This window comes from Paenibacillus sp. NPDC093718 (assembly GCF_050279985.1).
GTDB lineage: Bacteria > Bacillota > Bacilli > Paenibacillales > Paenibacillaceae > Paenibacillus_AQ.
On sequence record NZ_JBNNUS010000004.1, the window covers coordinates 40,392 to 54,207 of the forward strand.

The 13,816-nt window shown below is 51.4% G+C and carries 8 protein-coding genes; 1 reads left to right on the forward strand and 7 read right to left on the reverse strand.

Annotation, left to right across the window (positions count from 1 at the left end):
* Positions 1 to 124 precede the first annotated feature (124 nt).
* The 4 genes from ACQKPA_RS13160 to ACQKPA_RS13175 all read right to left on the reverse strand — a co-directional run bounded on the left by ACQKPA_RS13160 (position 125) and on the right by ACQKPA_RS13175 (position 6,283).
* Positions 125 to 1,432, reverse strand: coding sequence for a lipase family protein (locus ACQKPA_RS13160; protein ID WP_427492860.1), 1,308 nt, complete (start codon positions 1,430 to 1,432; stop codon positions 125 to 127).
* Between the two features lie 24 nt (positions 1,433 to 1,456).
* The gene (locus ACQKPA_RS13165; RefSeq protein ID WP_427492862.1) at positions 1,457 to 1,726 is read right to left on the reverse strand and encodes a hypothetical protein; all 270 of its coding nucleotides are present in this window, start codon (positions 1,724 to 1,726) and stop codon (positions 1,457 to 1,459) included.
* 306 nt (positions 1,727 to 2,032) lie between these two features.
* Positions 2,033 to 4,546 carry a DUF3656 domain-containing U32 family peptidase gene (locus ACQKPA_RS13170; protein ID WP_427492863.1) on the reverse strand — a complete coding sequence of 838 codons (2,514 nt, stop codon included), beginning with the start codon at positions 4,544 to 4,546 and terminating at the stop codon, positions 2,033 to 2,035.
* Between the two features lie 639 nt (positions 4,547 to 5,185).
* Entirely contained in the window at positions 5,186 to 6,283 is a 1,098-nt protein-coding gene (locus tag ACQKPA_RS13175) for a DNA alkylation repair protein (protein ID WP_427492865.1), read from the reverse strand.
* 608 nt (positions 6,284 to 6,891) lie between these two features.
* Here ACQKPA_RS13175 and ACQKPA_RS13180 point away from each other — a divergent pair.
* On the forward strand, positions 6,892 to 8,100 hold the full coding sequence (locus ACQKPA_RS13180; RefSeq protein ID WP_100540887.1) for an MFS transporter: 1,209 nt from the start codon (positions 6,892 to 6,894) through the stop codon (positions 8,098 to 8,100).
* 257 nt (positions 8,101 to 8,357) lie between these two features.
* Here the strand turns inward: ACQKPA_RS13180 and ACQKPA_RS13185 are convergent, their stop codons facing one another.
* The 3 genes from ACQKPA_RS13185 to ACQKPA_RS13195 all read right to left on the reverse strand — a co-directional run bounded on the left by ACQKPA_RS13185 (position 8,358) and on the right by ACQKPA_RS13195 (position 13,571).
* Positions 8,358 to 10,316 (reverse strand): GTP-binding protein, encoded by a 1,959-nt coding sequence (locus ACQKPA_RS13185; RefSeq protein ID WP_427492867.1) that lies wholly within the window; start codon positions 10,314 to 10,316, stop codon positions 8,358 to 8,360.
* Positions 10,317 to 10,560: 244 nt separating this feature from the next.
* Positions 10,561 to 12,495 carry a copper amine oxidase N-terminal domain-containing protein gene (locus ACQKPA_RS13190; RefSeq protein ID WP_427492869.1) on the reverse strand — a complete coding sequence of 645 codons (1,935 nt, stop codon included), beginning with the start codon at positions 12,493 to 12,495 and terminating at the stop codon, positions 10,561 to 10,563.
* Positions 12,495 to 13,571, reverse strand: coding sequence for a S1C family serine protease (locus ACQKPA_RS13195; RefSeq protein ID WP_427492871.1), 1,077 nt, complete (start codon positions 13,569 to 13,571; stop codon positions 12,495 to 12,497). The genes ACQKPA_RS13190 and ACQKPA_RS13195 overlap by 1 nt, the downstream gene beginning before the upstream one ends.
* Between the last annotated feature and the right edge of the window lie 245 nt (positions 13,572 to 13,816).

Consider the following 13,816-nt stretch of genomic DNA (forward strand, 5'->3'; position numbering starts at 1 on the left):
CATTAAATCGCTCGGTATATACGCAATACGCGTGCTGCTTCCTTACTTCACCAACTGCCCCCGCTTTAGAATAAACTCCTTTTGAAAATTAGAGTTCTTGAAGCAAGGCAACTAATTGCAGTTGCTATCCGCTATTATCAACATTTTCAAATTGATCTGCTTTTATATTTATGTAGTACAATATATCATTAGTTTGCTGCAGATAATATTGGCTCAATGTAGTAATGGACATCAATAATTGCTCAACCAAGGGCTGGAGTCGACGACTTCGGCTACTCTGGATGTATTGGGAGAATCGGGTTTGAATGTTTCCGAGTTCTCCATGAGCCCTATGCGCATTTGTTTTCCATCTATTCGCAACATGGCGAAGCTCATCTGGAGAGACCTGAATGGTCCCTGTCTTTAAAGCCGCTGTTGTAGAAGCAAATACCCCATGCTTTTTCAACAAAGGCGCCACACTATTGCTTAGGCCTAGTATAAAGTCACTGATCTCATCCATGACATTGAAATCAGAGGGCATTCGAGGTGATTCGCCGACTCTCTCTCCATTACTCGCATCAAATATATCATTAGCTAAATAACCATCATCAAAACTATACCGATCTAGTGAATGATAATTAGCTCCGCCAAAGGAATTACTAACTTTCTCCCACAGACTGATGCCTTCATTTGCCTCTGCATAATTGGAATCAATGTAATATGTGGAGCCTACATGCCGATCATAGCCCCCCATTGCACCACTCGCAACAATGTCCCCAGGATGGGCATAGTTTATTATCTGACGATCAAACTCACCGGCCTCCGCCTTTCGGCGGACCTCAGGTGTGAGGCTGGATATAACAGAAGGCGCACTGAAAGTAACTGCAAAGATCCCAGTATAAGCTGCTGCATATTGGGCATTTGCACCACCTAGAGAATGTCCAGTAAGTGAGAAATTATAATCCTTATATTTGCCCTGCATTTCCTTGGCGTAATCCTCAGCAAGATACAATTGATTGGTCTTACCGCGTAATAATGGCGATTTATCCACTTCCTTCGCGATTTCGCCGACCCACTCGTCTGCTTTGGTTATGCCGGTGAAATCATTAAAATTGGATATTTTGTTATCAAGCCACTCTGGAGTAACATCCAAACTCTGAGATAATTTCCGACCGAGTTCTGGCATCCCGATTTGAATATCATTGAGGAAATCAGGAACTGAATGGACCCACTCAGCCTGTCCCTCAGTTCCTCGATAAGCGATTACTGCTTGGTTGATACTAGCATTATAGAAGGTTACAGCATCAAAACCGGAGAATACGCCGTCAGCCGGTTTCTCCAAGACAACCCACCCGTCAAGATCGACGGGCTGAAATCCATCGCCAATATTGGAGTATGCAGCGTTGGATAATTTTGCATATGTTTCATCATCAATTCCTGTTGTGTTGCTCAAACGAAATCCTCCATTTTATAAATCTTATTTTTCTGTTTTGGAATTAAGCGCATCATTCAACTCCGGACTCAGAAACGTATTCAAGGTGGTCCAATCTTTATAATTAACGGAGATGTTAAATCGCTGTTCTTCCTCTCCGACCACGTGTCCCTCCATATTAACCTGGGAAGCCACATAGGTAGGGAGCATCTCTTGTTTCGTTATTCGGACCTCTAAACCGTACTCTTCTTGAAAGTGCGTAATTGCTACTTTTTGTGCTTCCTCTATGATTGCTGTTTGTTCATTTCCCTTCACGTCTTTACACCCCCCAAGGACTACAGCCAATAAGGTAAGTAACCCGAGCCAAAGCATATATTTTTTAGAAATCATATTCCCCCACCTTTTTACTCTTAATCCATAACAAGCTGTTCTCTCGATTCTATCACTAAATAAAACAATAGATTCCAATTATAAACAATTTTCGTATAAATCTCACCATGCGTATAGGGGACTGAAGTCCCGAATGCAGCGCACATTAAGAACCCCTCATCTTATTCCAAAAACAAAAAAACATGCCTGACCCTTTCAAAGGTCAGACATGTTGTATTTATAATCCGTTCCTTACTTCACCAACTGCCCCCGCGTAACGCCCAACTGGTTGGTCGCCTTCAGCTTCTTCCACACCTGGGTGCCGCTGATCTCGCCGCGCAGGGCGCGGTTGTAGAGGTCGATGACCTCGTGGACTTGTTCCGGCGTTTCCTCGAGGAACTCCACGCGGTAGCTGGATACGCCCAGCTCCATGAAGTTAGCCAGGTACTCGGCGCCGGATTGCTCGATGGCATTGTACACGGTGTTACGGCAGCCTTCGTCGACACGTACCGGGTGGGACATGCCGATCCGGTCCTGCAGGGACACGCGGCTCTCTTCGCACGGACGACCACAGTTCGTGAAGTCCGTTCCTTCGCTGAGGAACGTACAATACACGCAGTGCTCGGTATGGAACATCGGCAGATGCTGATGGATGACGATCTCCATCTTGGACGTGTCGGCCTTGCCAAGAAGATCCACCATCTGCTGGATGTTCAGGTCATAGGAAGGCGTAACGGTATCGCATCCGGCTTCGACGAACAGGTCAACCGCCTTGTGGTTGGCAATGTTCAGGGAGAAGTCGCCGATCAGCCGGGGATGCTTCGCCCCCGGGTTCTCCATCCGGTGACGCAGGTAGAAATACAGCGCACCGGTGTTGCGCACCAGCACAGCGTCCGGCTGGAGGCGCAGAATGTTGTTATGGTAGCCGTTCTCGCCCGGCATGTGAATGCGCGGCGTTGCCAGCGCAATCTGCTTGCCGGCTGCACGCACGGCTTCCACCGCTGCCGGGAACTGCTTGATGAACTCGAAGTCGGCGTAGATCATCTCGACGCCGGCCGCAAGCGCAGCCTCAACCTGCGGGAGGCTGCGGCACAGCGCGGTGAGCTTCGCCTCACCGCGGGCCACGGGCGCTGCGGGCACAGCCGCATCGCCATACACCGACACCGCCCGTTTCACGTACACGGGCGGCTTCGGCCGCTCGCCAGCGAGCAGCTCCACCGCACGGCGGCGGATGCTGTTGAGCTCGCGAATCGGCACGATGACGTCGCCATACAGGTCGACGTCAAGTGCCTCAAGCTGGAACACCGTTCCGCCCAATCGGCCAAGCTGCTCCTCCAGGATCTCCTGGCTGAGCGGCCGCTTCTGGGCAATCTCCAGTTCCAGCTCCGAATCCACCTGGACCGTCGTGCCCTTCTGCACATCGGTCCACCAGGTCGACAGCGGCTGTCCAGGACGGCCGCTGACCCGTACATGTACCGGGAATACCCGATACGGCTTCTCCGTCTCGTACGTCTGACGGAGGCGCTTATCCAGCGCCGGATCGTTGGTCTTCCAGATCCGGTCGCCGACATGCAGCTTGCGGAGGTCCACGTCGCTCCGGCCGGGAACGATATCGACGATCCAGCCTTCCTGCGCTTCACCCTCCAGCTTGACGCCTTTGCGGCGTACGTCGTAGACGCGTCCGCCTTCTTCTTTTTTCGTTGGGTCGCCAGCATCGAATACGATACCGTCCCCGCGCTTCAGCGGTGCATCCAGCTTGCAGACGACACCGTCACGCAGAATCTGCTCTACCCGACCGAGGTACACGCCGCGGCTTTTCGGGAATGTACCCTCGACGAGCTTTTTATTGTTCGTTCCATCCAGGAAGCCATGCGTGAAGCCGCGGGAGAAGCTCTGCTGCAGCTCACGCACCTCTTCCTTGCTCGGTCTCGCATCTTCGCCGTCAAAATACCGGTCGATCGCCTTCCGGTACTTGCTCACGACGTTAGCCACGTATTCCGGACTCTTCAAACGGCCCTCAATCTTGAACGAGGTCACGCCCGCTTCAATCAGCTCCGGCATCAAATCGATCGCGGCTAGATCCTTCGGAGATAGCAAGTAGGCGACGTCACCCATCGGCTTCTGCTCGCCATCCACGATCAGATCGTACGGCAGACGACAGGCCTGCGCACACTCCCCGCGGTTGGCGGAACGACCGCCCCACATTTCGGAAGTCAGGCATTGGCCCGAATATGACACGCACAACGCACCATGCACGAATACTTCCATTGGGAGCTTCGCCTGCTCCCCGATCTTCTGGATTTGCTTCAGATTGTTCTCGCGTCCCAGTACGACACGTTCCATATTGAACGGCTTCGTGAACTCAACGGCCTCCGGCGACGTAATCGTCATTTGCGTAGAACCATGGATCGGGAAATCCGGGGAAATCTCGCGAATCATTTTCACCAGACCCAAATCCTGCACAATCACCGCGTCGACGCCTGCATCCACGCACGCATCGATCAGCTCCTTGGCATCTTCCAGCTCGTTCTCGAACACCAGAATATTGAAGGTCAGGAACCCCTTAACCCCATAACTGTGCAAAAAGGCCATAATCTCGGACAGCTCGTCCATCCGGAAATTGTTCGCCCGTGCGCGCGCATTAAATTTCTCGACCCCAAAAAAGATCGCGTCCGCCCCATTGGCCACCGCGGCCCGCATGCAATCCCAATCCCCTGCCGGTGCCAGCAGCTCCACGTCTTCTCTTCGTAGTGCTTTCGTGTCCATCTATATCCTCCCAGGCCGGTTCAAGCCGGCGTGCTGTGTACTACTATTCTTTCATTGAAACCTGCAAGCCATACTCTATTTTCATAGAACAGGGCATCCGACATCTATATCAATTGATTTTGTAAATACTTTGAAAGCTTTTCAACTTATCTAGTTTACCAAAAGTCCGGCTTCTCTTCTACCTGCTAACTTGATTTCCACACTTTTGATAGTGTTGCCATAATCCGCATAGCACTCTGTTTCGTAAAAACAAAAACAAGCCCTCCCATCGGAAGGCTTGCCTCACATCATCCGCAGCGACTACTACTGGCAGATGATCATCCGCGCATAGTGTTGTTATCTTTTCTTTTGCATATGGGGATTACTTTCCCTTTCCTTTATCGGGGAGCTGGGATATTGCTTGTTGATCTCCGTATCCTTTAGTCAGAGCTTCCATAACATCTCAGCCGTCGACAGCCATCCAAGCATGCCCCAGACTACATATCGTGCGCACAGGGAGCAGTGCGCACGATGTACAAAACTTTGGAACTGAATCGCCCCAACCGTCAACTGGCTCCAGGATTTCTTCACCACAGGTTTGCCAGTGCACGACCTGCCCTCAAGTTTGCCAGTAAATCGTCCTGCATCACGCCCCTACTCTTACTCCGCGCCCTCCAACACAAAATCCATGCTGGCCAAACGCTTGCCGTTCACAACAATGTGAAGACGGTGATCGCCGGAGTAGAAACGGCGCGTGGAGATCGGTTTAAACGACTGCTTCTTCTCGACCTTCCAGCTTCCCGGCGCATAGATCTTGTCCGAGCATTTATAGCGTTTCGGCGCAAGCTTGCCGCTTGCCTTCATATAATCGATCTCATAATCGATGCGGAGCGCCATCGGATTGCCGGTTTCGTTGACCACTTGAAATGCGAACTCCAGATCGTCGCCCATCGCGATCACGGAACGTTTAATGCGCAGCTCGCGCACTTCAAGGCCTTCCAGCTCTTCCAGCTCTTCATACCCGAAAATGGCCAGTGCCCGGATATCCCCCTTCCGCAGCAGCGAACGCAGCGCATGCCGCACGATCCAATCCGTTAACGGATGTTGGCCATACCATTTGGCGGCTATCTTAAGCACAAGCTCCGGGTGATCCTTGGAGATATCGTTCAAGTGATTAGCAACGCTTTTTCTAACATATAAGGAAGGATCCTCTTTCAACTGCTCCAGGATCGGCAGCGCCGGACGCGGATCCTTAATCAGGGCCGGCAGCTGCGGCGCCCAAGGCAAGCGCGGTCTGCAGCCTTCACTCGCCAACCGGCGCAGATGCTCGTCATCGGACTGTGCCCATGTCATCATCTGAGCCAGCATCCGTTCCTGATCCTGGATGATAAAAGGCCGAACCGCAAACTCCGCCGTGGAAGAATGCGTGAATACCGCCAAAGCCTCCATCGATGTCTCCAGATCCTCCATCCCATTAACCTCTACATAATCCGGAAAGAATACATATTCCACGCCTCTAAAATTCGGGGCCACCTGCGTCAGGATCCCAATGGCTTCCGGGTAAGAAGCAGGCAGCGTGTCCGTTAAGGCCAGCGTAATATGCCGAATGCGCTGCTTGAACTCCTCCTGCTCCCAGGTTTCATTATGAATCAGCGTCATGAACCGGTTCGAATCGAATGCCGGATAAACCTCCTTCAATCGGTCGGTCACTTGCTGGAACAATGTATTTGAATATAGATCCTTCAGCGTTTCTCTCATATCAGATCTCCCTAAAAAAATAATTTTTACGATGTTATATCCACGTCTTATGGAATCCTGAAAGCCCTTTATTTATGCGATAACCCAGCGGTTCCAACCCCTCTCCAAAAGAGCCGCCGACCGCTCTAACCCCGTTCCCCGCCTCTTCCCAATCCAAAACATGTGGTGTAGGATGAAGTTGCACTCCTTTCGCTTTAGCGCGGCAGTCTGGTTCATTCCAGTTTGCCAAATTAGTGGGGCTTTTTGCTTTATCCGATTTCGGCCACCCCTGGGGGGTCGCCATACGATACATAGATGCTTTAGTCCATTAACAATTTTCTGATCTCTAAAGAAAAACGTCCATCGACGTACTCTCACAGATGACACACCGCATGTAGAGGAATTTTTTTTCGAGATAACAGCAACGCCTTCTCCAAGATCCGACGGTAAACCAACGGATTCTCCCGCAGGAGCTCCTGCACCTTCTCGGCGAACAAGGACTCAAGTCTCGAAGCTTATACTTTTGCTATCTCTAAAAATGTCATACATACATCATTATCCCATTTAAAAAGACAGGAGGCGAAGCTCGAAGGATTACAACAAATCGCACACCAGGAGATGAAGAAGACATGGAAAGCTGGAAAAAGAATTTATGGATACTATGGTTCGGCTCATTTATCGTTTCATCAAGCTTCTCGATGGTCATACCATTTCTCCCGCTTTTTCTGATTGAGCTCGGCGTTACCAAGCATACGGAAATGTGGTCGGGACTGCTGTTCAGTTCCGCTTTTTTTGCGGGCGCCTTGTCCTCTCCCTTCTGGGGAGCCGTCGGCGATAAATATGGACGCAAACCGATGATTATTCGCGCGGGGCTGGTGCTCTTTGTCATCTATATTCTGATGGCTTTCGTCACGAATGAATATCAGGTGTTGGTTCTCCGCCTGCTGCAAGGCCTTCTCTCCGGCTTTATTCCGGGCGCAATCGCCATTGTAGGCACCAATACCCCCGAGAAAAAGGTCGGCTACGCCCTCTCCATGATGTCCACGGCAACCGCAACCGGCGGCATTATGGGCCCGATGATCGGAGGCACCCTGGCCTCCCTGTTCAGCAACCGAATGGCATTCGGATTGGCAGGGATGCTGTGCTTCGCAGCCACGCTGCTCGTCATATTCTGGGTCAAAGAAGAGAAATTCGTGCCCAGCAAAGAGCGCGTCTCCGTCATAAACACCTTTAAGGTCGCCGGACATAACAAGGCGCTGATGACCGTGCTCATGCTTACGGTGCTGACGCAGTTCTCCGTCATGACGATCGAGCCGGTATTGCCGCTGTATATCGCTCAGATCGGCGGCTCTTCATCGCATACCTCGATGATTGCCGGCTTTGTGTTCTCCATCGTCGGGATCGCCAGCATCCTCTTTGCGGCCCGCTGGGGACGCTTATCCGATAAAATCGGGTTCCAAAAGGTGCTGCTGATCGGTCTGCTCGCCGGGGGAATCGGGTCGCTTGCCCAGATCCTGTTCAGCAACATTTGGGCATTCTCGGCCATCCGCTTTGCTTACGGCGCGTTCTTCTGTGCCGTATTCCCGGCTCTCAACGGTCTTGTTGTCAAACATACGCCAAGCGAATTCCGCGGGCGTGCGTTCAGCCTCAATCAGACCGCCAACCAAATCGGCGGGATGGCTGGGCCGCTCGCTGGCGGCATGATCAGCGGCATCTTTAACATTCACTCGGTATTCTTAATGACAGGCGTCTTAATGCTGATTACGACCGCCATTACTTATTGGACAATGCGGCCAACGCGACAGCAGCCTGTTGAAAAAGGATCGCTCTCTTCATAAAATCTCTTTACTATGCGCACGCGGGATGATTTCATATCTCGTGTGCGTATTTCATTATGGATATCAATCGAATCAACGGCGTGCTAATATCGCTCCAACGAATACCTCACGACCGCGGAACCTCTTGCCTAACCACCTATCGCTTCCCCAGCACCCTGGAGCAGGGGTGGATCACACGGCTTCGGGTCTACGCCCACATACTAAGTCGCCCTATTCAGACTTGAGATGAAATCAAGGCCTGACCAAATGCTAAAGCATTAGACATGCATATGACGGTCCGCTTCATCCCAGGGCACCGCATAACCGCTTCCTTTCGCACAAAATATCGAAGAGGAGCTGTATTCCGGGTCCGCATTTTTATCGTATCCTTTACGTTCAATGACCTCGGCCTCGTTATGGCACCGGCCATATCCGCCGTAAACCAGGGATATCGTACCTCTTCCCTTCGTGTAGGCGGCTAATTCCATGCTATAATTCATCATGGTCGATACGGGAGCCGATCCCGTGACCGTCACCTTGTTTCCCGCCGTTTCCGGCGGCTCGAAGCTTGCCTTCGCCTGGGTCAGATCTGACATCAACCGACCGACATACTCGGCATCCACCTTTACCTTGAAGTGATAGTAAGGCTCCAGGAGCATATTGGCTGCCTTCTCCAGCCCTTGGCGTAAAGCACGGTAGGTGGCTTCCCTGAAATCCCCGCCGTGCGTATGCTTGTTGTGCGCCCGCCCTTTCAGCAGGGTAATCTTGATGTCCGTGACGGGCGAGCCTGTAAGCAGCCCGTGATGATCCCTCTCGCCGACATGCTGGGCGACCAGATGCTGATAATTGACCGGGAGCACATCGGGATGACAAGCATTGGCGAACACGATGCCGCTATTCCGCTCTCCAGGCTCCAGCCGGAGGTGCACCTCCGCATAATGCTTCAACGGTTCAAAATGACCACAGCCCACAACCGGCTCCGTTATGGTCTCTTTATATAAAATCTCCGGTTCACCGAAGGTAATCCGGTAACCAAAGCGCTCGAACACGATTCGTTCCAGCACTTCAAGCTGAATGATACCCATCACATGGATATGAATCGCCTGAACGTGCTCATCCCACTGCACAGACAGGGAAGGATCCTCCGCATCCAGCAGACGGAATTCGCGCAGCATATCCTTGGGATGAATCGAGGACTCGAATTGCACCTTCGACTTCAGTGTCGGTACAAGCTCATAAACGGTCCGGCCACCACTCAGAGTCCCGAGCCCGTCGCCTGCCGCAGCTGAAGAAATACCCGTCACTGCAAACAGATCACCCGCTTGCACCTGATCGACATTCGTCACGCGCGCCCCATTGATCAAACGGATATGCGTCACCTTCTCAGTGATCGTCTCCGTTCCGGAGAAATAAGTCATCTCATCGCGCACCCGCAGCGTTCCGCCTGTGGCTTTGATATAGGTCAATCTTGCGCCCTGTTCATCATGACGAATCTTATATACCCTTCCGGCAAAATCAGCCCCGGGATCATAGTCCGTAACCGTCAGCAGATCCAGCTGATGCAAGAAATGGGACACGCCCACGTTTTGCAGAGCTGATCCGCTGAAGCAGGGGAATAGCAGCCCTTTCCTTATCATCGCTGTCATCGTATCCAGCCAACGTGAAACCTCATATTCCTGTTCCATGTAGAGCTCCAGCAGCTTCTCGTCCCGCTCCGCGATAGCCTCAATGAGCGAGGACTGCATCACGCCTTCGTGCAGTACATCCTTCTCTGTAATCATACAGACGTCCTCGGTTAGCTCACTCCGAATCTCCGCGAACACACGCGCCACATCCGCGCCTTCCCGATCGATTTTATTAATAAACAAGAAAGTAGGAACACCATGCTTACGCAATAACTGCCATACCGTCTCCGTATGTCCTTCGACACCTTCCACGGCGCTAATGACGACGACCGCGGCGTCCATGACCTGAATGGCCCGCTCCATCTCCGGCGAGAAATCGACGTGACCCGGCGTATCGATTAAATAATAAGCGGATCCGTTAAAATGCATGGTGGCCTGATCAGCAAATACGGTGATGCCCCGTTCCTTTTCAATGTCATGTCGATCAAGAAAAGCACTCTGATGATCCACGCGGCCGCGCTCCTGAATCGTATCAGTCATATATAACAACTGCTCTGCCAGCGTGGTTTTGCCTGCATCCACATGGGCGAACATGCCTATCGTTTTTTTCATCCGCTTATTCCCTCTTCTGCAAGCCGGTTTAATGAATTACCCATTTGCTTCACTATTTTAATTTTAACATATCGGATCGTATAAACGGTACATATGTTCGATATGCATCGAATTATTAGACAATTCCGCTATGATAAACTAAAATAGCTGCCCGCCCGCACCCCATGTGTGCAGCAGGACAGCTATCAGCATTATCGAAGTTTACTCTAATCATGATATATGAGTTCAAAATCCAACCTTCGGGTTACTTCACCAGCTCAAACGAGGACAGCGCACGCTCCAAAGCGGCTTGCTGCATGTCCGTTGCATTGGCATCATTCAACGTCGTCGTAATCGTGTAGGCGATATCTCCGCTTTCAAACACGATTTCCCGAGTCGTAAAGCCAACGCCGTTCTTCACCTGATGCACCTTGAACGACACGGCAGGTACACCGGCAAACGTGATCTTATCCACGCCAAGTAATTTCACCGTCGTCCCTGAAGCCGAGCTGGCTTCATTATAATAACCTTTCAAGTTGCTGACGATGAATTCTGCGGTAGTATCCTTCTGAGCATTAATTTCAAACCCGCCTCCGGCAAATCCATATTCCACCGTTCCCTGTTCGAACTGATCATTCAGCGGCTCCCAGTATTTCGGAATATCGATATGATAGCGGTACGTTTCGGAGTTCTTGCTCCGCATCTTGGTTTTATCGGTCAGATAGCCTTCATCGCCAATGCGGCCGAAATTCTCCGGTACCACATCATAATCGATCTCGATTGATTCCAGCACCTTCTTCCAGTTGGCAGCCGTCTTCTCTTGGCCATCCGGTACCGCATATTCCAGATAATAACGGTAGCTGTTCTTCTGGATCATCACTTCATATTCCGTCACCCATTTATCTCCGAAGTTGTACCGCACCTCTTGAATCTGCCCCTTGACGCCCGAGATCTCCACAGGCGTAAGTCCGACGTATTCGTATGAATCTTGGACAAAGGATTCCGACAGCCAGTCTTTAAGCCGCTGCCCCCAAGCTGTGAGCGTGCCATCAACCCCTGTCGGAGCGGATGTCACCGAGACGGACAGATAGCCTTCCCCTTCGCTGCCGTATAACATATCCTTGTTGTTGATCTCCCAGCCTGCAGGAATGCCAAACCATATGCCGTATTCCTCATTCCCTGCTTCGCGAAGCCCATCTACGATGGAAGAGACGTCTTTTAATGATTTGTCCCCCGCCTTATAGGTCGTTCTAAAAGAACCCAGCAGGCTCGCGTGTTTGTCCATATCCTTATAGTGAACCGCTTCCGAATCGGCAAAATACAATTCATAGACGCGATCATTGGCATAATACTGCCGGCCTTCCCATAGAACGCCGTCGACATCACGGGAAATGACTCTGGCATACGGTACAGCTCCGCTTGCGACCGTCTCTTGGTGAAGCACAACATCTCCAGAATCGCTCAGTTCTTTCAGGAGCCGTTCTAACAGATCGTCAGGACTCAGCTTTACTTTCTGGGAGGAAGCATAAACCTCAAGATAATAGCGGCCCGTAGCATCGTTGAAAGCAGCACCGCTCTCGTCGTCCGTTCCTCTCCCTACGATCATCCAGGAAGGATAATTCATACTCCATTCATAATAGCTATTTCCGATTCGAGTCTTCCCGGTCGTATTGTTGATCTCGCCCTCGTCATACTTCTCTTCCTTATCCGTGACCATGAGGCTGATGGACAGCTTGCCTTGGGCGGAGCTTACCTTGGCGCCAATCCCCGCCGCAACCGAACGCAGCGGTACCATCAGCGTTCCGGACACCATCGTCGGTTCTACCGGCAGCTGTACCTTTTTCCCGTCAATCCATGCGGTCTTGTTGTCGATAACGAGCACAACCGTATGCGGTCCTTGCAGCAGTCGAACTCGCTTCTCGCCCTCCAGCTTGATCTCGCTGCCAAACGCTTTTTTAAACACGCCCAGCGGTACCATCAATACGCCCTGCTTCAGCTGCGGCTTGGCAATCGTATACGAGGTGCCATTGACTGAAGCTGTGCTGCTGCCGCTTTGCACGGTCAGGATACGCTTCTCCGGCACAACGTCATCTCCCCATACGGGAAGTGACAACGACGTAAATAGCATCAAAGCCGATAAGGTTCCGGCTGTCATCTGCCGCAAACGGCGGCTTGGTTCCGTTCTTTCTCTCTTCACCATTACTCGGCCTCCCCAACGCTTGACGAAGCAGCTTGATTACCATCCTGGCTGAGCGTCAGTTTTACATGTACAATATCTCCATCCCGCTGCATCAGCAGCTGAACCTGCTGGCCTGGGATGAAGGGCTTTAACCGTTCGTTGATATCAACAACGGAATAGATGCGCTTTCCGTTAATTGCATATAACACGTCATCTTCTTGGATTCCAGCTTTTCGTGCTTGCTCGGACAGCACCTTCGTAACGGTCAATGGATCGTCTGAAGGGAGACCCACAATGGCGGACCAGCTTTCTTCCAGTTCCAACCCAAGTCCGGCTCTTCGAACCTCGCCGTATTCCAATAAATGATCCACAATATAATGGACCGTTTCCGCAGGAATGGAAAAGCCCATATTTTCGATGCCAACGGCGGCAAACTTCTTGCTGTTGATGCCAATGACCTCGCCTTTCAGATTGACGAGCGGCCCTCCGCTATTGCCCGGGTTAATGGCGGTGTCGGTTTGTATCAGGCGATAGGAGCCGTCTACGCTCCGGTTCAGGCCGCTTACCACACCCACAGATGCCGAGTTTCGTAACGAGAAAGAGATTGGCGTACCAATGGCAACCACCGTTTCACCAACCAGCGCATTTTGGGCGGATGCGGCAAATTTGGCCGGCTTCAGAGACTTGGCGTTAATTTTGACCAACGCGATATCACTCATAGGATCGCTGTATACGCCCTTGGCTTTATAGGATTTACCGTCTGAGGTTACGACCGTGATTCCGGTTAGCCCGTCCACCACATGAGCGTTCGTAACGATCCAGCCGTCTGACTTCCAGATCACCCCCGTACCGTGCGCCAGGTTGTATCTGTCATCCACTTCGCCGCTTCCTTGTGCTGCCTTTCCGATAATGCCAACAACCGATGGCGACATCCGGCTGATCACCTGAGGCACCTCATTTTGTTCATATGTATTCTTGGGCTTAGCGCTTGCTGCAGCCGCAACGTCTGTTTGCATAACCGCATCGCCGCTTCCTGCCATAATGATGGCCCCCAGCAGTACAGCCGCCGATCGTTTTTGCCATTGTACATTCTTCAATTCGTTTGTTCCTCCCCCGGTTCCATCCTAAACCCAACTTGTACTCCTCAATTTATCATGTTTTTCCATTTGTAGCCATTGCTTCTAGACCTATTTCTTTTACGTTTTTCCTGCGGAGCATGTAACTTTTCCCCGAAAAAACAAAAAGACGCCTCCACACTGCGAACAGCAAACGGGCGTCTTGTTTGTATGTAATTCATTACATTCGTCATATGAAGCCGCTTTAAATAAGATACCTAGGCCAA